This window comes from Streptomyces sp. NPDC059851, assembly GCF_042732005.1.
Taxonomy (GTDB): Bacteria; Actinomycetota; Actinomycetes; order Streptomycetales; family Streptomycetaceae; genus Streptomyces.
Genome location: NZ_JBHWJJ010000101.1, coordinates 1 through 17,977, shown reverse-complemented (window position 1 = coordinate 17,977; position 17,977 = coordinate 1). Strand labels below are relative to the sequence as shown.

At 70.2% G+C, this 17,977-nt stretch carries 19 protein-coding genes and 2 pseudogenes; 14 read left to right on the top strand and 7 right to left on the bottom strand.

Translation table 11 applies throughout. The features are described 5' to 3' along the window. Nucleotides 1-78: 78 nt before the first annotated feature. Nucleotides 79-264 (top strand): hypothetical protein, encoded by a 186-nt coding sequence (locus ACFV7Q_RS27850; RefSeq protein WP_385432367.1) that lies wholly within the window; start codon nt 79-81, stop codon nt 262-264. Nucleotides 265-526: 262 nt separating this feature from the next. Then, nucleotides 527-853 (top strand): hypothetical protein, encoded by a 327-nt coding sequence (locus ACFV7Q_RS27845; RefSeq protein ID WP_385432365.1) that lies wholly within the window; start codon nt 527-529, stop codon nt 851-853. 87 nt (nt 854-940) lie between these two features. Here the strand turns inward: ACFV7Q_RS27845 and ACFV7Q_RS27840 are convergent, their stop codons facing one another. Both ACFV7Q_RS27840 and ACFV7Q_RS27835 read right to left on the bottom strand, forming a co-directional pair. Then, nucleotides 941-1,147: a hypothetical protein gene (locus ACFV7Q_RS27840; protein ID WP_385432363.1), complete on the bottom strand. Its 207-nt coding sequence runs from the start codon at nt 1,145-1,147 to the stop codon at nt 941-943. 632 nt (nt 1,148-1,779) lie between these two features. Next, nucleotides 1,780-2,130, bottom strand: a complete 351-nt coding sequence (locus ACFV7Q_RS27835; protein ID WP_385432362.1) for a hypothetical protein — start codon at nt 2,128-2,130, stop codon at nt 1,780-1,782. Between the two features lie 183 nt (nt 2,131-2,313). On the opposite strand from ACFV7Q_RS27835, the gene ACFV7Q_RS27830 reads away from it, so the two are divergent. The 3 genes from ACFV7Q_RS27830 to ACFV7Q_RS27820 all read left to right on the top strand — a co-directional run bounded on the left by ACFV7Q_RS27830 (nt 2,314) and on the right by ACFV7Q_RS27820 (nt 4,116). Beyond that, nucleotides 2,314-2,625, top strand: a complete 312-nt coding sequence (locus tag ACFV7Q_RS27830; protein ID WP_385432360.1) for a hypothetical protein — start codon at nt 2,314-2,316, stop codon at nt 2,623-2,625. Between the two features lie 47 nt (nt 2,626-2,672). Then, nucleotides 2,673-3,068, top strand: a complete 396-nt coding sequence (locus ACFV7Q_RS27825; protein ID WP_385432359.1) for a MerR family transcriptional regulator — start codon at nt 2,673-2,675, stop codon at nt 3,066-3,068. Between the two features lie 106 nt (nt 3,069-3,174). Next, complete coding sequence (locus ACFV7Q_RS27820; RefSeq protein ID WP_385432357.1) at nt 3,175-4,116, top strand: NADP-dependent oxidoreductase; 942 nt, start codon at nt 3,175-3,177, stop codon at nt 4,114-4,116. A gap of 617 nt (nt 4,117-4,733) precedes the next feature. On the opposite strand, the gene ACFV7Q_RS27815 is transcribed toward ACFV7Q_RS27820, so the two are convergent. Beyond that, on the bottom strand, nt 4,734-5,171 hold the full coding sequence (locus ACFV7Q_RS27815; RefSeq protein WP_385432356.1) for a hypothetical protein: 438 nt from the start codon (nt 5,169-5,171) through the stop codon (nt 4,734-4,736). 51 nt (nt 5,172-5,222) lie between these two features. On the opposite strand from ACFV7Q_RS27815, the pseudogene ACFV7Q_RS27810 reads away from it, so the two are divergent. Beyond that, nucleotides 5,223-5,467: pseudogene (locus ACFV7Q_RS27810) on the top strand (alpha/beta hydrolase fold domain-containing protein); the annotation flags it as partial. A 253-nt stretch (nt 5,468-5,720) separates the two neighbouring features. Beyond that, nucleotides 5,721-6,060 (top strand): annotated as a pseudogene (locus tag ACFV7Q_RS27805) (transposase); the annotation flags it as partial. Between the two features lie 54 nt (nt 6,061-6,114). On the opposite strand, the gene ACFV7Q_RS27800 reads toward ACFV7Q_RS27805, so the two are convergent. After that, nucleotides 6,115-6,723 (bottom strand): TetR/AcrR family transcriptional regulator, encoded by a 609-nt coding sequence (locus ACFV7Q_RS27800; RefSeq protein WP_385432354.1) that lies wholly within the window; start codon nt 6,721-6,723, stop codon nt 6,115-6,117. A 139-nt stretch (nt 6,724-6,862) separates the two neighbouring features. Here ACFV7Q_RS27800 and ACFV7Q_RS27795 point away from each other — a divergent pair, with 139 nt between their 5' ends. The 3 genes from ACFV7Q_RS27795 (at nt 6,863) to ACFV7Q_RS27785 (ending at nt 9,443) form a co-directional block, all read left to right on the top strand. Continuing rightward, a complete protein-coding gene (locus tag ACFV7Q_RS27795) occupies nt 6,863-7,060 on the top strand; it encodes a hypothetical protein (RefSeq protein WP_385432353.1) in 198 nt (65 codons plus the stop codon). A 109-nt stretch (nt 7,061-7,169) separates the two neighbouring features. Continuing rightward, nucleotides 7,170-7,646 carry a hypothetical protein gene (locus ACFV7Q_RS27790; protein ID WP_385432351.1) on the top strand — a complete coding sequence of 159 codons (477 nt, stop codon included), beginning with the start codon at nt 7,170-7,172 and terminating at the stop codon, nt 7,644-7,646. 660 nt (nt 7,647-8,306) lie between these two features. Next, nucleotides 8,307-9,443 carry an FAD-dependent oxidoreductase gene (locus ACFV7Q_RS27785; protein WP_385432349.1) on the top strand — a complete coding sequence of 379 codons (1,137 nt, stop codon included), beginning with the start codon at nt 8,307-8,309 and terminating at the stop codon, nt 9,441-9,443. Here the strand turns inward: ACFV7Q_RS27785 and ACFV7Q_RS27780 are convergent. Then, nucleotides 9,329-10,300 carry a helix-turn-helix domain-containing protein gene (locus ACFV7Q_RS27780; protein ID WP_385432382.1) on the bottom strand — a complete coding sequence of 324 codons (972 nt, stop codon included), beginning with the start codon at nt 10,298-10,300 and terminating at the stop codon, nt 9,329-9,331. The two genes, ACFV7Q_RS27785 and ACFV7Q_RS27780, sit on opposite strands and share 115 nt — an antisense overlap. A 311-nt stretch (nt 10,301-10,611) precedes the next feature. Between ACFV7Q_RS27780 and ACFV7Q_RS27775 the strand changes: the two genes are divergently transcribed. The 3 genes from ACFV7Q_RS27775 (at nt 10,612) to ACFV7Q_RS27765 (ending at nt 15,017) form a co-directional block, all read left to right on the top strand. After that, complete coding sequence (locus ACFV7Q_RS27775; protein ID WP_385432348.1) at nt 10,612-11,451, top strand: recombinase family protein; 840 nt, start codon at nt 10,612-10,614, stop codon at nt 11,449-11,451. Between the two features lie 304 nt (nt 11,452-11,755). Next, a complete protein-coding gene (locus tag ACFV7Q_RS27770; protein ID WP_385432346.1) occupies nt 11,756-12,052 on the top strand; it encodes a hypothetical protein in 297 nt (98 codons plus the stop codon). Between the two features lie 442 nt (nt 12,053-12,494). Next, nucleotides 12,495-15,017: an ATP-dependent Clp protease ATP-binding subunit gene (locus ACFV7Q_RS27765; RefSeq protein WP_385432344.1), complete on the top strand. Its 2,523-nt coding sequence runs from the start codon at nt 12,495-12,497 to the stop codon at nt 15,015-15,017. A gap of 137 nt (nt 15,018-15,154) precedes the next feature. On the opposite strand, the gene ACFV7Q_RS27760 is transcribed toward ACFV7Q_RS27765, so the two are convergent. Beyond that, nucleotides 15,155-15,754, bottom strand: a complete 600-nt coding sequence (locus ACFV7Q_RS27760; RefSeq protein WP_385432342.1) for a hypothetical protein — start codon at nt 15,752-15,754, stop codon at nt 15,155-15,157. A 7-nt stretch (nt 15,755-15,761) separates the two neighbouring features. Here ACFV7Q_RS27760 and ACFV7Q_RS27755 point away from each other — a divergent pair, with 7 nt between their 5' ends. Continuing rightward, the gene (locus tag ACFV7Q_RS27755; protein ID WP_385432340.1) at nt 15,762-16,298 is read left to right on the top strand and encodes a phosphate-starvation-inducible PsiE family protein; all 537 of its coding nucleotides are present in this window, start codon (nt 15,762-15,764) and stop codon (nt 16,296-16,298) included. A gap of 386 nt (nt 16,299-16,684) precedes the next feature. Here the strand turns inward: ACFV7Q_RS27755 and ACFV7Q_RS27750 are convergent, their stop codons facing one another. Further along, nucleotides 16,685-17,842: an MFS transporter gene (locus ACFV7Q_RS27750; RefSeq protein ID WP_385432380.1), complete on the bottom strand. Its 1,158-nt coding sequence runs from the start codon at nt 17,840-17,842 to the stop codon at nt 16,685-16,687. Nucleotides 17,843-17,977: the final 135 nt, after the last annotated feature.

Here is a 17,977-nt window from a genome sequence, read left to right as displayed (position 1 = left end):
CCCGGCCCGGGGTGCCGTCGGCGTGGGCAGGATGCTGCCCGCATCGCAGTCCCACCGACACCGTTGCGTGGAGGTTCGATGGACCGTTCCCCCTACCCCTCGTCCGCACCGGAGCCGGGTGCCGAGCCTGGGCCACCGGGTGGTCCGGCGGCCCGGGAGGAGTTCGCCGCCGAGCTGACCCGGCTCCGTGAGAAGGCCGGGCTGACCGTGCGGATGCTCGCCGCGCGCGTGGAGTCGCCTGGCGCGCACACCCCATCGCGGTGAACCACAGCGCCCCGCGGGAGGCGACGGCTGACATGACGTTGACCCTGAACCGGCGGCCGTTCACCGCACCAGCGGGGTCTGCCCCACAGGGCCCACCAGCGTCCCGACGGGGCGGCGTCCGACCGCAGACCGCACTGATCAGCCCAGACCAGCTCGGCTCTCTCCCCGCTCACCTGGGCCCCGATGGCCGGATACTCCTCTGAAGCCACCGGCTGACCTCGTCGTCGTTCTGCCGGTAGGAGCGGCGGGCGAGCGCCTCATCGTGTTCCTCTTCGGCAGCCTTGCCACCGTTTATCTATTTCTGGCTTTGTCAGCACTGGGAAGTGCCCAGAGTGGCTGGGTCTCATCGCTCATCTGGCCCCTGGTTGGATTTCTCGCGATCGCCCTCAGCGCCTGGGGCTGGTTCCTCACTGCACGCCTGTGGCTTTGCGGCACCGGCAAGCTGCCCTGGCGCGTGATGGCCTTCCTGGACGAGTCCCATCGTCGCGGAGTTCTTCGGCAAGAAGGCGCGGTGTACCAGTGTCGGCACGCCATGGTGCCGACACAGCTGGCGGCGGCCTACGAACAGCAAGTCGCCGACACGACCTGACGCGACTGAGCGCTTCATCTGGCGAGACTCGCCAACCCAAGCGCTCAGTCCCAGGACCGATGGTCCGGGCTCGCTCCGCATCCCTCGTCACGCAGGGGACGGCGTGTCCGATGCCGCGCGCGGGGCCGGCACCACGGCGCCCGCCTGCGCGGCCGCGAGCACCTGGTCGACGAACTCGCGCACCAGCATCGCGGCCTCCACCACCGTGACGGTCTTCGACCACTGCGCCTCGTGCCACCAGCAGGACAGGCCGAAACGGTACGCCCCCGGTCGAGTTCGACATCCTCGACCCACGGCTCACGCCTGCAGCGGCGGGAACGGATGACGTGGCGCTCGGTCGCCTCCAGGTGCATGCGGGCGAGGGCGGCGTGGTAGCGGCCGGGCAGGGTGCGCTGCTCCACGCAGCCGCGGCACTCCAGCAGGTGCAGCGCGGAGCCCTCCTTGTCGTGCAGAAGGGAGTGCCCCGCGCTCTTCCCTTCGAAGGTGTTGCAGCTGGCGCACAGCGGGCCGCGCACGTAGCCGTGCGTGGCAGTGGTCCCAGACCGACGCGCGCGTTTTCGCGCACATGCGGCAGAGGTAGCCGTCGGCACGGGTGTTGCGCGTGCGGGCCGACGCGTATAGCACGCCGTGGAGGTGACCGGTGTACCGCTGGAAGGTGGCGCCCGAGCATGGCGGGCACAGGGTGACGTAGCCGAGCGGGCTCGGTGTGCGCGAGGCGCCCCACCGGGGGCCCTGGGCGCGGCAGCGGCTGCAGATCCGGGCCCGGCCGACGAGATCCTCTGTCACCTGCTCCCAGCGGTCGAGCAGGTCGGCGTAGGACCTCGGCAGGAAGAGGCCGCTGTCCGAGCGGGTCATCAGCTCCAGCGGCCTCGTGTTCCCGATGCTCCGCCGCTCCCCGCTCGACCCTGCGATGAACTCTCTCCAGGTCAGTTCGCCCGGCATCCCGCCGGCGCCGAGGCGCTGCCAGCTGTCGTCCCACTCTTCCGATGGGCGCTCCAGCCGGTGCTTCTGCCGGGCGTGCCAGTACATCCAGGAAGCGATCCGCCCCGCCAATTGGCCCGATCCCATTCCTCCGGGTCGCGGTCTCCGTTTTCGCGGTAGGGCGGCAACTGGACCTCGACGACGTCGTCGGGGTACAGGCGAAAGTCGGCGAACACCTGGGCAGCACGGCGGATGTCGCGTTCGTCGTAGGTCCACTTCGACCTGTACTTGTAGCAGCGGACCGCGATGTCACCGAGGACGACGTGGCCGTGCTGGCGCAACCACGCCATGCTCACGAGGTCGTCCAGATCGAGTGGGACGGCGGATCAGCGGAGATCTCCGCGAAGAACGTGCGGGCGAGCCTGGGGCTGATCTGGGCCATGCCCGGATGGTGACAGCGGCCTCTGACACCGCCAGCGCCGCGCTCACACGCGTGCACGGATCGTCTTTTTTACGGCCGTTTGAAGGCGGGGCAGGGCGTGTTCACCGATGCCGTCCCGGCGGGTAGGCAAATGAGTGATTATGACGCGGTGAGTCTGGATCTGAGCAACTACGAGCTGACCTGGCCCGTATCCCTGTTCGTGTCCGAAGGTGAGCGCATCATCGCGTCGACCGGATCGTCTTGGGCAGACCGCGCCAAGTGGCTCACGACCGAGGCCCTGTCGGGGTCGACGGCGGTGGCGGACTTCGGCGAGATGGCGAACCACCACGAGGTCGATCCCTGGGCCGGTCCGGGCCCGCGGCCGGGACGGCAACCTTGCGGCGGTGGGGGTGTCCGCGAGCGTCCATGACTCATCGGCGGTTTGAGCCCGGAGGCCGCGGGCGTAGGCTCTCAAGGATGCGGATAGGCGAGCTGGCCAAGCGCACGGGCGTGAGTCCGCGCTCACTGCGGTACTACGAAGAGCAGGGACTGCTGACCAGCTCACGCTCCGACGCGGGGCAGCGTCACTATTCCGATGCTGCAGTCCAGCGCGTGTCGCTCATCCGACAGCTGTTCGACGCGGGTATGTCCAGCCGGGTGATCGCGACTGTGCTGCCGTGTGTGGACATCCCGGGTGACCTGGGCGTCGCCGAGGAGACGTTCACGGCGATGATGCGCGAGCGCGACCGGATCGACGCCGACATCGCGCACCTGATCGAGACCCGGGATGCACTCGACGTGCTGATCAGGGCCAACAGCCAGCATCGGGCGGAGCTGTCCACGGCCCCGGAACCGGCGGCGCAGTCGACTTGATGCTGTGATCTGCATCTCAGTCGGTTGCCCCTGACATCAATGTCAGAGGTGAGGATGGCGACAGCGCCCGGAATCACCGGGTTGGTCATACGAGAGGCGGCGGAAGATGGGGCAGGCATGGGGTTTCGACAGGTATGGCGGGCCCGAGGTGCAGGAGCTCTTCGATCGTCCCGATCCCGTACCCGGTCGCGACGAGGTGCTGATCCGGGTCGACGCCGCCGGCGTGAATCCCCTCGACCACCTTCTGCGCTCAGGTCTGGTCGACGGGCTCGACGGCGGGCGGCCGTTTCCCCGCGTGCTCGGCATGGAGGCGGCCGGAACCGTTCTTGCCCGGGGCGAGGACGTCAACGGGCTCGAGGTGGGCGACGCGGTCTTCGGCTTCGCACTGACCGGTGGCGGCACCTACGCCGAGACGACGGTGCTGTCCGCGCCGAACACCGCGCGCATCCCGGCGGGTCTGTCCGCAACCGTGGCGGCAACGCTGCCAGTGGCCGGGACGACCGCGGTGGACGTGCTCGACCAGCTCGGACTCCCGGCCGGTGCCACGATCCTGGTCAACGGGGTCGGGGGCGGGGTCGGCCTCGCCGTCGCCCAGCTGGCCATCGGGCGCGAGCTGCGCGTGATCGGCACCGGGAGCACTGCCAAACGCGAGCACGCCGAGGGCATCGGTGCGCGGTTCATCGACTACACCGCCGAGGACGTCGCCGCCGCGGCACGCGAGCTGGTTCCGGGCGGCTTCGACGGGATCGTCGACCTGGTCGGAGGCACCTCGCTGCGGACGGTCGCTCCGCTGGCCCGGGATCCCCGCAACGTCATTGCGGTGGGTGATACGTTTGTGCCCGATCTCGGTGGGCGTCTCGTCGAGCGTCGCGTCGACCGCGAGAACCTGGAGCGGTCGGCCCGGCTGGCCCTCGACGGAGTCCTCGCACCCGTAATCACCGCGGTCCATCCGCTCTCCGAAGCCCCGGCCGCCCTCGCCGCCGTCGAGAACGGTCACGCCTCGGGCAAGGTCGTCATCAAGGTGGCACGAGAGTGCCCGGCCGCCTAACGCCGTCGACCGTCCATTGCGGACTGGCGAGAACCCGTGGTCAGCGCATCATCAACTGAGCACGTTCACCTGTACGGGGTTGAGCATGTTCAGGCGTACGCCGACACGCCGCGTCCCGGACACGGTGCCCCCACGACTTCGGGACCCGTCCCGCCCTGCGGCCCGGACGCTGGGCAAGCCCTCCGTGTCGAGGGCTTGCCCAGCGGAACCCGTGACCGATCGGCGGGCGGGGCGTGACCGATCCATCTTCCGCGATCGGTCAAACGGCACGTCAGCGCCGTGACCGGCTCTTGCAACTCCCGCCGAGGCGGTGACCGGTCATCGGTCACCCCGTCATCGGTCAGCCGCGGCCTCGCCGGAACGCCTCGGGCGACCCGTGACCAACACCGCACTGCCGGCGACCCCCGGCCGGGGCGGGCAAGCCGGTGTTCGGGGCGGCTTGCCCAGGCGCCCCTTGGGCTTGCTCAGCGTGCGCCGCAGTCAGCGGCGACGGCGGAAGAAGCCGCGGCCGTGCCTGCCCGGCTCCTGGTCCTCCTCCGAGGACGGCAGCACGGCGGCCCGGAGACGGGCGGCTTCCGCGCAGGCGATCTCTTCTGCGTGGCAGGTCCCGCACACCGTCAGGTCCCCAGCCGTCCAAGCGCCGCCGCGCGCGGGGGTCTCCGCCCAGCGCTCGTCGGTGAACTTCTGCCCGCACCCCTGGCACACGGGCCGCTGCGCCTCCCTCTCGGCGGCACGGCGTCGTTCCGCCTGGGCGTTGGCGCGGGCGGCCTGGGCGCGGTAGAGGGCGTGCCGTCGGGGTTGTCGAGCGCGGCCGTCAGCGTCTGCTCGCCCGTCCGTCCCAGCCGCCGCCACACCGCCGCGTCGGCGCCGTGCTCCTGGAGCTGCTCCAGGGTGGTGACGAGGACGGGCACCGCCTGGCCGTAGTCGAGGGCGGTGATCCCCCGGTGGTAGGTGTCGTACCAGTGCGGCGCCCAGTAGCGGCGGCCGGCCTCCTCCAGCACGGCGACCGTGTTGGCGACCTTCGCCTCGGTGGTGTCCACGAACACGAACGCCACCGGCACTAGGTGCCACAGGCACCTCTCGTACTCGAGGGTGCGTGCGGTGTAGGACGTGAGTGGTTCTGGGACCAGTACACGACCGACGAGACCGAGCGGGCACAGGTCACCGCCTCCCCACTGCGCGCCGGCACCGAGCAGCCGGCTGGCCTGCCCCCGGCCCTGGTATCACCGCCGAGGCGGACGTCCTTCGCAACGAGGGCGAGGCCTACGCCAACAAGCTCCGCGCCGCCGGAGTACCCGTCACGGCCGTCCGCTGCCAGGGGATCATCCACGACTTCGTGATGCTCAACGCCCGGATCGGGGATGGCCGTCCAGCCGTCCCAACCAACGAGGGCTCCTCGTCGGTACAAATTCAACCGCGGATGACGTCGATTGAAGGCCGTCCAGGCGCGCAGGGCCCTGGTTGTTCGTGCCACCGGCCGGGCCGGACGTGGTCCGTGAAGCCACCGGCCCGGGACCGCGTCGCATACTGCCGGAGGCCGGGTTCGTGCCGACGGCGGGCACGGCAGCACCATCGCATTTTTCGCGGGCAGCAAGGCCCCACACAGCAAGGCCCACGAACCCCTCGTCCGCGGGATACCGCCCATCCGCTCCCGCCGCGGGCGCCAACGGCGCAAGCCCGCCAAGCTCCACGCGGACAAGGGCTACGACTACGCCCACCTGCGGAAATGGTTACGCGAACACGGCATCACACACCGCATCGCCCGCAGAGGCATCGAGTCCTCGCAGCGGCTGGGCCGCCATCGCTGGACCATCGAACGCACCATGGCCTGGCTCGCCGGCTGTCGCCGACTCCACCCGACGCTACGAACGTAAAGCCGAACACTTCCTCGCCTTCACCAGCATCGCCTGCACCCCCATCTGCTACCGCAGACTCGCCAAATGAGATGACTTCTCAGCCGGGAGTTCACGGAGCGCGGCACCACACCTATGGGCGGCGTTACACCTTCGGGGCGATGCTCTGCCAGCCCCTGTCGAGCAGGTCGAAGGCGTGGCGGATGGCTTCGGCGCTGTCGGTGTGTCCGCGGACGGCGTGGGGTGCTTCGAGGGCGAAGTGGGCCAGGGCGGTGCAGGCGGGGTCGTCTGTGGTGAGGCCGCTTTCCTCGGCGATGACCACCGCCAGGTCGGCCGTGTAGTCCATCCAGGCGGCCTGCTGGTATTGGAGCAGGGCGGGGGTGTTGTTGACCAGCGCGACGAACGCCGCGACACCGGGCTCGTCGTGAGGGCCGTGCAGGCGGTACTGCAGGGCGTGCTCGCGAAGGGCGACCGGGACGGACTGGCCATCGGGGCGTTCGCGTACGGCGTCGAGGAGGCGGGTCTTCATCTCGTCCTGTCGGTCGAAGACGAGGGCTTCCTTGCCGGTGAAGTGCTTGAAGAGCGTGGTGGTGGACACGTCGGCGGCGTCCGCGATCTCGCGGATGCTGACGTCGTCGTAGCCGCGTTCCAGGAACAGGCGCAGGGCGGCGTCGGCGATCGACTGGCGGGTGGCCGCCTTCTTGCGCTCGCGGCGCCCCACCGGCGCGGGGGCGGTCTCACTCTCAGCGTGCATATAGGCAATCTACGCCACTTGTGGTCCGATTCAAAAGGTTGATTCGTTGCACTTATTGGTTCGGTGTGCTTTTCTGGGTTCGCGGCCGCCGGAGGCCGCCCACCCTTCCCCCTTCCCTGTCGGAAAGCAGTGATCAGCCATGTCCGCAACCGCCCCGACGCCTACAGCCGGGCCGCCGGCGCCGCCGAAGAACGTGCGCTGGGTGATGCTCGGCGTCATGCTCACGATGCTCCTGTCCATGCTCGACAACATGGTGGTCAGCACCGCCATGCCGATGGTCGTGCGCGAACTGGGCGGCCAGGAGACGTCACTGCCTACACCCTGGTCACCGCCGTGACCACCGCGGTCAGGGGAAAACTCGGCGACCCCGCCGGCCGCAAATCCACCACCTCGCCTCGATCGCCGTCTTCGTCGCCGGCTCCGCCCTCTGCGGCGCCTCGCAGTCGATGACCCAGCTCATCGCCTTCCGGGTCGTGCAGGCCATCGGCGCCGGCGGCATCGGCGCGGGCGCCTTCGCCCTGATCGGCGCCCTCGTCCCGCCGCGCGAGCGCGGCAGGTACCAGGCGATGAGCGCGGCCGTCATGGCGATCGGGACCGTCGGCGGCACTGTTCGGCGGGTTCGTCACCGGCCGCCTGGACTGGCGCTGGGCCTTCTACATCAAACTGCCGATCGGCCTGGTCACCCTGGTGTGGCTCGCGCTGATGCTGCACGTACCCACGCCACGCCTCAAGGTGGTGTTCGGCTGGCCGGGCTCGCCCTGTTCACGATCGCCATCAGCGCGCTGGTGCTGGCCGTGAGTTGGGCGGGCACCACCTACGCCTGGGCTCTTGGCAGATTCTCGCCCTCGGCGCCGCGGCCATCGCCGCTCTCGTGCTGTTCGTCGTCGTGGAGAAGCGGGCCACGGAACCGCTGCCGCCCATGACCGTGTTCACAGGCCACCGCAACTTCCCGCTCGCGATGGCCGTCATCCTCGCCGCCGGCATGGTCACGTTCGGGGCGGGCCTGACCTGCCGCCGTTCCAACAGACCGTGCAGGGCACCTCGGCCACCGGCCGCTACAAGGTCTTCCCCGTGCTCGGCGCAAACTGCCTCACCGCCGGCCTGGCCCTGCTGGCGACCATGAACCCCGGCACCTCACGCCTCACCACCAGCCTCTACATGGTGCTCGTCGGCATAGGTCTCGGCTTCGCCATGCAGATGACGGGCACCATCGCCCAGAACAGCGTCTCACTGCGCGACATGGGCACCGCCGGCAGCTCCATCAACCTCTTGCCCACCCTGGGCGGATCCCTCGGCCTCGCCGTCTTCGGCTCCATGTTCACCCGCGCCCTCCGGGGCCCCCGGCAGCGGCGACGCCTGCTTCCAGGCCGTGGCCACCGGCACCAGCCACATCTTCCTCACCGCCGCCCTCACCTGCGCCCTCGCCGCCCTCGCCTCGCTCTCCGTCATCGAAGTGCCGCTCAAGGCCGCCGGGCCTGCGCCCGCCGCCGACCCGGACGAGACCACTGCCACGAGCGCCTGCTCCCTACCCCCTGCCAACAAGCGCCCCGGCCCCTGCCGGACCACAAGATCGGAGCACCACCATGTCCACCACGCCCACGCCCCGCATCGCCATCATCGGCGCCGGCCCCGGCGGTCTGACCTGCGCGCGCATCCTCCAGCGGCACGGCATCCAGGCGGTCGTCTACGACTTCGCTTCCGGCCCCGACGACCGCAACCAGGGCGGCACCCTCGACCTGCACGAGGGCAACGGCCAGATCGCCCTGAAGGAAGCCGGGCTGATGGAGGAGTTCACCCGCCTCGCCCGCCCCGAAGGCCAGGAGATGCGGCAGTTCCACACGGCCGACGCCACGATCCGCTTCCACCAGCGCCCCACCGAGGACCAGTTCTCCTCCCCCGAGATCGACCGCGGCCAGCTGCGCGACCTACTGCTGAACTCGCTAGAACCGGGCACCGTCCGCTGGGGCCACGCCCTGCAGAGCGTCGGAGGACCCGCCGACGGCCCCCGCCGGCTCCACTTCGCCGACGGCACCGTCATCGAGGCCGACCTCGTCATCGGCGCCGACGGCGCCTGGTCCAAGGTCCGCCCCGTCCTCTCCCCGGCCACCCCCAAGTACATCGGCATCAACTACCTCGAAGCCTGGTTCCACGACGTCGACAACCAGCACCCCGAGATCGCCGAACTCGTCGGCCACGGCAGCGCCATGGCAGCCGACGGCGAGCGCTGCCTGTTCGCCCAGCGCAACAGCGGCGGCCACATCCGCGTCTACGTCATCCAGTCCGTCCCCGCCGACTGGCTGGCCCAGGTCGGCCTGAACAGCCAGGACACCGACGGCATCCGCACCCTGCTCCTGGACCGCTTCCGCGGCTGGGCCCCCAGCCTGCGCCAACTGATCACCGACAACGAGGACCCCTACATCGACCGCCCCCTCTACGCCCTGCCTGTCCCCCATACCTGGGAGTCCGACCCCACCGTCACCCTGCTCGGCGACGCCGCCCACCTCATGCCCCCGCTCGGCGTCGGAGTCAATCTCGCGATGCTCGACGCCAGCGAACTCGCCCTCGCCGTCGCGGGCCACGACACGATCGCTTCGGCCATCCGCGCCTACGAGAGGATCATGCTGCCCCGCTCCACCAACATGCAGACGATGCTCGACGGCGCCGCCGCCGGCCTACTGGACGACGAAACCTTCGACCCCAGCCAGCTCGACGCCGGCTGAACCACCACCGTGTCGCGGTCGTCGTCCCTACCTCGAGACAGCGACCGCGACACAGTCGTTCCGGTCAGGCTGCCCCTGAAACGAGCAGCAAGGCGAGAAGGCCCCCGACGGCCGCTCCCGGTGGCAGCCACCCTTCGACCAACGAAGTGGCCAGATTCTCCGCCACGGTTGCGCCACCACCTGCACGCCCCCGCCCCCTGCGGCCGGCTATCAAGCAAAGTACAGTCGGCGCCTACGGTGGAGACATGAAGTCTTCCTCCGCCCCCGAGCCGGTGCCCGGTCCCCATCCCGGTGCTGCTGCCCGGGGACCAGGCCGTCGTCGAACACCTCGGGTCCAAGCGCCAGGTGCGCGACGGCTGGCTGTACGAGGTCGGCCTCCCTGCGTACCGCAACGGTCCAAACTGGATGAATTGCATCTTCGTCGAAGCGGCCGAGCCGCACTGGCGACACGAGCGGGGTCGGCGGAGTCCGGGGCTTGGCGGAGTCGCCCGGGCCGACGCAGCCATCCTGCGATCTGCTCGGGTGACCAGCACAGAGCCAGCTTGGCTTCCACCAGACCTCGTAGAGCAGGTCGCTGGGCGAGTTTGGCCTGCTTGGGGGCGGCGCCCGCGCTCGTAGGCGGCCGCATCGGCCGACGCGGCTCGGTAGCGATTCCGGCCGCCGTTGCGGGCGATCTCGCGCGAGATGGTCGAAGGAGATCGGCCCAGCCGCTTGGCCAGCTGCCGGGCCGATTCCCCGGCGGCGAGGCCACGGGATATCTCCTCGCGCTCTCTGCCGCTCAGATGCCGCTCTGACCGCGTCTGCGCGGCGAGGCGGACGCCGCCGCTCTGGTGCAGGAACCGACGGGCACTCTGCATCGGCGCCCCGAGCGCCCGTCCGATCAAGCTGAACGACTGCCCCTCGCGCCAGCGTCTCCAGATCTCATCCTGCCGAGCCGGCGAAAACCCGTAGTCACGCACCTGTGCCTCCACGATCACGTGATCATCCGAGGGTGGTGCGTTGATCACTTGAGGGTGCCATTCGTTTGACGACAGGCGACCGACGCGTCCAATGAACCCGTGCAATCCCGGGGTTCGCGGCGGCCCGAATCCAATCAGATCCGATGATGATTGCTGACAGGGTTTGACGACAGCTAGGGTCCAATCCTTCGTACGGAAGGGGCCCCTCGGTGGCGAACCTGGTCTACAAGCGGGTCTCGACCCTCAAGGGCCCGGTCGTCTTCGAGGAGGATGGCGGCACCTCCAGCCGTCTCCACCCCCTCCAGCGCCCGAAGTTCCGCGCGTTCCTCGACTACGCCCGGCCGGGCGACACTGTGCACATCTCCGAAATGTTCCGCCTCGTGCGCGGCACCGGGCACATCCTCGACGTGCTCGATGTCCTCCACCGCGACCAGGTCGCACTGCGCATCCACGACGGCGCGTTCTCCGCGATGGACCTCACCGCCCGTCACCCGCGCACCGGCGAGCTGCTGTCCACCGTGAAGTTCATGGTGCAGGCCCTCGCCGCCGCAGCCGACCTCCAGCGCGACCTCCAGCGCGATCTGACCTACGACGGGCTGCGGGCCGCCGAGGTCGAGGGCAGCAAGGGCGGCCGCCGCCCGCTGTCCCGGCCGACAAGACCGCCGACGCGCGCACCGGGCACCTGGAGGGCTGCTCCATCGCCGCCCTCGCCCGCGACCACGGCGTCAGCCGCGTGCCATCCGCACCGTCATCGCCGACCTCCTGTCCGACCACACCACCACCACGGAGGACGCCCCCGCCCCGGAGCTGCCGGTCACCCTCGACATGCCCGGCAAGGTCGCCGACTTCCTCCGCACCACCGACCTGGAGCCCGCCGAGCGTGCCGCCGGGTGCGAGCAGCGTGTCGATCCGCTCGAAGATCAGGCGGTGCGGACCGCCTATGGTCTACCCCTGCCGCACGGGCTGCCGATGTTCCCCGGCTGCCTGCCCCACGAGCGGAGAGCGCACCGTCGGCCCGGCGCCGTCTCGGGGCAGGGCCCGCCTCCTGACGGCGCCGACTCGCTGGCCGGTCTGTTGGGCCCCCGCCCCGCTCGGATAGCCGGCTGGTGGCTCTGCCCACGGGAAACGGACAGCATTTCGACACCCTTTTGAGAGACCTCTGGGCACCCGGGCCAGACCGGAATGTTCACCAGTCCCGGCAGCACCGGGCCTCACCGCGGGCCGGGTGGCGGTCCGGTGGCTGTGTAGGTGAGTAGTTTCTACCTACGCAGCCAGTCCGGGCCGCCACGGCCTGGACCGCCTTGCTGCTCGTCTTGTGCAAACTTCATGACAGCTGGAAGGGCTTGCGGAGTGGTGTCCGAACGCCACGGTTCAGCTGGTGGGAGTGAAGGTGATGACGACGCAGATCGCGGCGATCATTGCGAGGATGCGTTGCATGACGCGGACGACGACACCGCCGGGTGTGCGGCCTCAGTACTGTTCGAGATCGAGTTGGCCCTTGAAGGTCTCGTTGACCGACTCGATGACCTGCGGCAACGGCTTGAACAGGGACGCTCCGAGCTGCTCCGGCTCGCTTCTGCGGGCCGGGCGCAGCAGCCGGATGTCCCGGCCAGCGAGCCAGGAACCGAGCGCGATGCGACGAGCAACTGAGGGCTGCCCCTCTGGAAGACCGCCGGGTTCGGTGACTCCTTGCCCCCGTACGAGCGCGCCCCGCAGCGGTCGTGGTTGCTGCCGGCCCGTGATTCGGCCGAGTCACGGGCCGGCAGCGCATCCGCCCACGAGGACGGCAGGATCAGTGGGACGACCTCGTGACTCCGGGGAGGAATCCGGCGCGGGCTCCCCCGGGCGCGGATGCGAGCCACGGCGGCCTCGACACCGATGCTGTCGATCGTCTTGATCGCCTAGCGCTGAGCGTCACCGCCTGCCACGCTTCCTCGTGCCCGATCGCTTGTGGCATCTGCGGCTCTGCCCAGGACGCCCGTCACTCACCTGCTGCGTTCGCACGACGGAACGACCCGGCGAAGAATGGCCGTGTACCGGCAATTCGACTACGGCAGGCTGCGCACAGCCGCTGTGCCGCCCGCCGGACGGGATGGTCCTTGTGACAACTTCGCCCTTCGGGTCCGGAGACCCGTTCTCCGATCTCTTCAACCGCTTCTTCGGCATGAGTCCGGCAGCCTCGCCGCCAGCCGTGCAGCGCGTGCCCATCGGGCGACTGCTCAGTGATTCATCGCACGAGCTGCTGGCGGCGGCCGGCGGCCGGGCGGCCGAGGACGGGTCCGATCTCGACACCGTGCACCTGCTGTGGGCCGCCACGCAGGTGCCGGCCTCCCGGCAGCTACTGGAGCAGGCAGGCGCGGATCCGGACCAGCTGGCTGCGGACCTGCAGGAGAACCTTCCCACCGGCACCGGAACCGGCGACCCCGGGCTCACGCCAGCGGTGAAGCGCGCTCTGCTTGCCGCCCACGCCCACTCCCAGGCGACCGGTGCCTCGTACATCGGTCCGGAGCACATCCTCGCCGCGTTGCTGGAGGATCCCCGCATCGGTCTCGCACGGACGCTGGGATCCGAGGGGATTTCCCCGGGCGCCCTGAGGGGCGGCGGAGCCGGCCGGAAGGCGGCGTCGGGCGAGCACAGCGACACCCCGACCTTGGACGAGTACGGCCGAGACCTCACCGAGGAGGCTCGGAGCGGGCGTCTCGACCCGGTGATCGGCCGGGCGGAGGAGATCGAGCAGACTGTGGAGGTCCTTTCCCGGCGCACCAAGAACAATCCGGTCCTCATCGGGGATCCAGGTGTCGGCAAGACCGCGATCGTCGAAGGACTGGCGCAGCGGATCGTCGCCGAAGAGGTCCCGAAGTCCCTGCGGGACCGCCGCGTCGTGAGTCTTGACCTGGCCGGCCTGGTCGCTGGGTCCAAGTACCGGGGTGAGTTCGAAGAGCGGCTGAAGAAGGTGATCGACGAGGTCACGGAGGCCGAGAGCGGCATCATCGTGTTCATCGACGAACTGCACACGGTCGTGGGCGCGGGCGGAGGCGGCGAGGGTGCCATGGACGCCGGCAACATTCTCAAGCCCGCACTCGCCCGGGGCGACCTCAGTGTCGTCGGCGCCACCACCATCGACGAGTACCGCAAGTACATCGAGAAGGACGCCGCTCTCGAACGGCGCTTCCAGCCGGTCATGGTGCGCGAACCCACCGTCGAGGAGACGGTCGAGATCCTGAGCGGGCTTCGCGACTCCTACGAGGCCCACCACCAGGTCCGTTACACGGACGAGGCCCTGGACGCCGCGGCCGCCCTGTCCGACCGCTACATCACCGACCGGTTCCTGCCCGACAAGGCGATCGACCTCATGGACCAGGCAGGAGCACGCGTGGCACTGCGCGGCCTCGGTGCCCCGACCGGGACCGCGAGCCTCGAGGACCGCCTCACCAAGCTGCGCAGGGAGAAGGACGAGGCCGTCAGCACCGAGGACTACGAACGCGCCGCACAGCTCAAGGAGCAGATCCGGCAGGTGGAGCAGGAACTCGCCGGCACCGGCGGAGAGCGGGAAGAGGCCGGGAGTGTGACTGCCGAGGACATCGCCGATGTGCTCTCCGCGCGCACCGGCATTCCCGTCTCCCAGCTCACCGAGACCGAGCGCGAGCGGCTCACGAAGCTCGAAGAGGCCCTGCACGAGCGGGTGGTCGGCCAAGACGAGGCAGTCACCGCCGTGTCCCAGGCCGTGCGCCGGGGCCGGGCGGGCATGGGCGACCCCGACCGGCCCACCGGCAGTTTCCTCTTCCTCGGACCCACGGGAGTCGGCAAGACAGAACTGGCCAAGGCACTTGCGGAACTGCTCTTCGGAGACTCCGACCGGATGGTCCGCTTCGACATGAGCGAGTTCCAGGAGAAGCACACCGTCTCCCGGCTCGTCGGCTCCCCTCCCGGATACGTCGGCTACGAGGAGGCCGGGCAACTCACCGAGGCGGTGCGCCGAAAGCCGTACAGCGTCGTGCTGTTCGACGAGGTCGAAAAGGCCCACCCGGACGTCTTCAACCTGCTGCTGCAGGTCCTGGACGATGGACGGCTCACCGACGCCCAGGGACGCACGATCGACTTCCGGCACGCCGTGGTCATCATGACCAGCAACATCGCCTCCAAGCGCATCCTGGACCACCAGGGGGCGGTCGAGGACATCAGGGATGACCTGATGGCCGAACTGCAGGCGCACTTCCGGCCCGAGTTCCTCAACCGCATCGACGAGATCATCGTCTTCCACGCCCTCACCCGGGCGGACCTGGTGCGCATCGTCGACCTGTTGCTGGAACGCAGCCGGCGCAGGCTCCACGCCCAGCAGATCAACCTCGAGGTCACCGAGACAGCCAAGGAGTGGCTGGCCAACCGTGGCTACCAGCCCGAATTCGGAGCCCGGCCGCTGCGCCGCACCATCCAGACGGAGCTCGACAACCGCCTTTCGAACATGCTGCTCAGCGGCTCACTCAATCCGGACGACACCGTCATCGCCGATGTCAAGGACGGCGAGCTGGCACTGACCCTCGGTCCGGCGGTCGCCTCGGGCGGCGCGGGCGGCGCGGACCAGCCGGAGCCGGACACGGCAAATTCGGCGGAGTAGCCCATCTGAACTGGGATTTCTCTCATCATGAGGCGGCGCTGGACAGCGTCGCCGCCAGGATAGAAGGCGCCACGGCGGCAACTGCCAGGCGGACGTGGCCGGGCAGCCCCTGGCACCGCGTAGGGTTCGCGCTTCGACTACTCCCCGGGGCCGGACGGCCGACGACTGCGGAATCCGGCTCTTCGTCCTGCGCGGCCTATTGCCTGACGACGCCGACCGCCGCCTGCCGCATCGCTCCGGCACCGCAGACGCCGGGAGCCGAGGCCGTGCAGTGAGATCAGGGCGACTCTGTGCTCAGGGTCGCCCTCGGTGCGGAGCGGGTTGCGCTCCGCCCGGCTCGGCAGGTTGGTGAGGAAGACGCCGATGTCCCAGTCGCCGTCCTCCTGACGGGTGCCGACGACTTGAGCCACGTCGGACACGTCGACCTGCTCGTCCGCCACCAGGGGCGCCGTCACGGTGTCCGCCTGCCAGCGGATGCCCCTGGCGATGCGGCGGCGCAGATCCTCTGGTAGGGGGGCGAGCCAGGCCATCTCGGTGGGCAGGGCCGGGTCGGCGACCAGAACGAACCGCAGGTAGCTGGCGTTCGTGTCCGCGCGTCGGGCTGCCTCGTAACCCTTGTCCTGCCGCCGGGTGGGCCTCGATGATGTCGCGCCTCGCCGCGCCCGGGCCGCCACCACAGAGAGGAATCCGCTCGTCCACCCGTTCGCCCAGCACGCCGCGCCCGCAGGCCGGGGCACCCCTAGCATGCTGACTGTGCGACCCAATACCCCGAAGATCGAGGGCGGCCGGTTACAGGGCCTCCTGCAGCTCATCGAGGACGGCATCCACCTCGTCGTCGCGGCGCTCCTCGTACTGCTCGCCGGCCTCCTGACCGCCGGGGTCATCCACGACGTCATCAGGTCGATCCAGGGGCCATATGACGAGGAGACGGTCGTTCTCTCCGCCCTGGACAACGGCCTTGTGCTGTTCATCGTGGCCGAGCTGCTTCACACCGTCCGCCTCACCATCAGGAACCAGACCCTCGACGCGGAGCCGTTCCTCGTCGTCGGCCTGATTGCCGGCGTCCGCAAGGTGCTCATCGTGACGGCCGAGGCGGAGAAATCGTTCCGGTGGAAAGTCGAGGGGATCGAATTGCTGGTCTTGGCGGGGCTGATCCTCGTGATGGTGACAGCGGTGTACGTGTGGCGGCGCTCCACGCGGCCGGGAGACTACTTCCCGCTCCAGGAGCCGCAGCGCTCCCCGCCTCCGGAGCCCTCACCCACCCCGGTGCGCGCGTCCTGATCCTTCACCTCCGCAACCACGGCCGCCCGCACCGCTGCTCCTCGCGACCAGCCCCGACGTCCCGTTCCAGGGGTGTGCGGCTCACGGCCATTCGCGAGGTCCTCCAAGGCCCGACCCTGCAGTTCCGCCCCGCGCCGCACCGCCGGGCTCCGGTCCCGGCGGCAGCGCCCTCCCACGCGGCACTGCTGTCGCTGTCCATGCTTAGTCTGATCCGCGTCGCCCACTGGGCTGAGGGGAACGGCCCTCAGCGTTTTGGGAGCGTGCCGGAGTCCGGCAACACCGACGGTGTGGCCGGTGGCGCGGCCGTGCGGTGCGGGCCGCGGTGGCGCCGGAGGGAGTGTTCGCGGTGGTGCACGCGACCGTGGCCGGTGGCGGGAGCTGTCAGGTCATCCGGCTTTGGGTTTGTGGTGGGTTGCGAGTGCTGCGGTAGCGGCGACGGTCGACAGCGCGGCCAGTACGGCGAACAGGGCCGGGTACCCGCCGAGTGGGCAGGCGATGAGCGTGCCGGCGAAGGGGGCAAGGGCGGCCGCGGCGTGGGTGGGTGCGCCGAGGAGTCCGGAGAGCCGGCCGTAATGGGCGGTACCCCAGCGGTCGGTGACGGCGGTGGCCTGGAGCAGGGTCAGGTTCCCGCGGACGATCCCGGCCAGCACCGACAGCACGACGAGCAGCGGGTAGGGCCCGGGGACGAGGGCGAGGGCGGCCGTGGTGAGTCCGCCGACCCCGACGAGGGCCGCAGTGCGGGTGACGGTGCCAGAGTGGCGAGCCAGGGCGGCGTAGAGGGTACGGCCGAGGGTTTGGCCGGCGCCGCCGAGTCCGAGGGCCCAGGCGGCCTGAGTGGTGGTGTAGCCGCGTTCCAGGAAGAGGGGGACGAGGGCGATGACGACGGCGTACATCGCGAACGCGGAGAGGGTGAAGGTCGCGGCGAGCATCCAGAACGCCCGGCTGCGCACGGCCGGGTCCGGCCCCGCGGCCGGTCGGTGAGTGCTGGCGTCGGAGGCTGGTGGCCAGGGCGCGCGCAGGGCGAGGGCGTGGGTGGGGATGGTCAGGGCTGCGAGGATCGCGGCGAGGACGGCGTAGGTGGTGCGCCAGGAGTAGTGGGCGGCGAGGACGGCGGTCAGGGGTGCGAAGACGGTGGAGGCCAGTCCCCCGGCGAGGGTGACGATGGTCAGGGCGCGGATGTGGTCAGGGGCCCACCAGCGGGTGAGGGCGGCGAATGCGGGCGGGTAGAAGGTGGCGGCCATCGCCGCCCCGGCCAGCAGCCATCCGGCGGTGAAGACCGCGAGGTTGGGGGCGGCGGCCACGACGAGGAGGCTGAGCGGGCCGAGGACGGAGCCGGCCGTCATGACCGTGCGGGGACCTCGGCGGTCCAGGACGCGGCCGACATAGATGCCGACGACCGCGGAGACGATGAGCGCGGCGGAGAACGCGGCCGTGGTGAAGCTGGCGGGCCAGCCAGTGGCGTCGGTGATGGCGGGGTTGAGGACGGGGAAGGCGTAGTAGAGGACGCCCCAGCTGGTGATCTGCGTGGCGCACAGGGCGGGCAGTACGGCGCGTGGGCGCCGCCCGCCCCCCCCCCCCGGGGGGGGCCCCCCGGTGGGGGTGTTTGGGAATACCGGGCCCCAAAACCCGCGGGGGGGGGTGGGGGGGGGCCCCAGGTGTGGGGTGGCCGGGGCCCGCCA

Excerpts from the sequence above, each read along its gene's own strand:
- ACFV7Q_RS27765 (WP_385432344.1), top strand. The coding sequence starts at position 12,495 with ATGGTCCTTGTGACAACTTCGCCCTTCGGGTCCGGAGACCCGTTCTCC.
- ACFV7Q_RS27800 (WP_385432354.1), bottom strand. The coding sequence starts at position 6,723 with ATGCACGCTGAGAGTGAGACCGCCCCCGCGCCGGTGGGGCGCCGCGAG.
- ACFV7Q_RS27785 (WP_385432349.1), top strand. The coding sequence starts at position 8,307 with ATGTCCACCACGCCCACGCCCCGCATCGCCATCATCGGCGCCGGCCCC.
- ACFV7Q_RS27850 (WP_385432367.1), top strand. The coding sequence starts at position 79 with ATGGACCGTTCCCCCTACCCCTCGTCCGCACCGGAGCCGGGTGCCGAG.
- ACFV7Q_RS27790 (WP_385432351.1), top strand. The coding sequence starts at position 7,170 with ATGACCCAGCTCATCGCCTTCCGGGTCGTGCAGGCCATCGGCGCCGGC.
- ACFV7Q_RS27820 (WP_385432357.1), top strand. The coding sequence starts at position 3,175 with ATGGGGCAGGCATGGGGTTTCGACAGGTATGGCGGGCCCGAGGTGCAG.
- ACFV7Q_RS27795 (WP_385432353.1), top strand. The coding sequence starts at position 6,863 with ATGTCCGCAACCGCCCCGACGCCTACAGCCGGGCCGCCGGCGCCGCCG.
- ACFV7Q_RS27825 (WP_385432359.1), top strand. The coding sequence starts at position 2,673 with ATGCGGATAGGCGAGCTGGCCAAGCGCACGGGCGTGAGTCCGCGCTCA.
- ACFV7Q_RS27755 (WP_385432340.1), top strand. The coding sequence starts at position 15,762 with ATGCTGACTGTGCGACCCAATACCCCGAAGATCGAGGGCGGCCGGTTA.
- ACFV7Q_RS27780 (WP_385432382.1), bottom strand. The coding sequence starts at position 10,300 with ATGCAGAGTGCCCGTCGGTTCCTGCACCAGAGCGGCGGCGTCCGCCTC.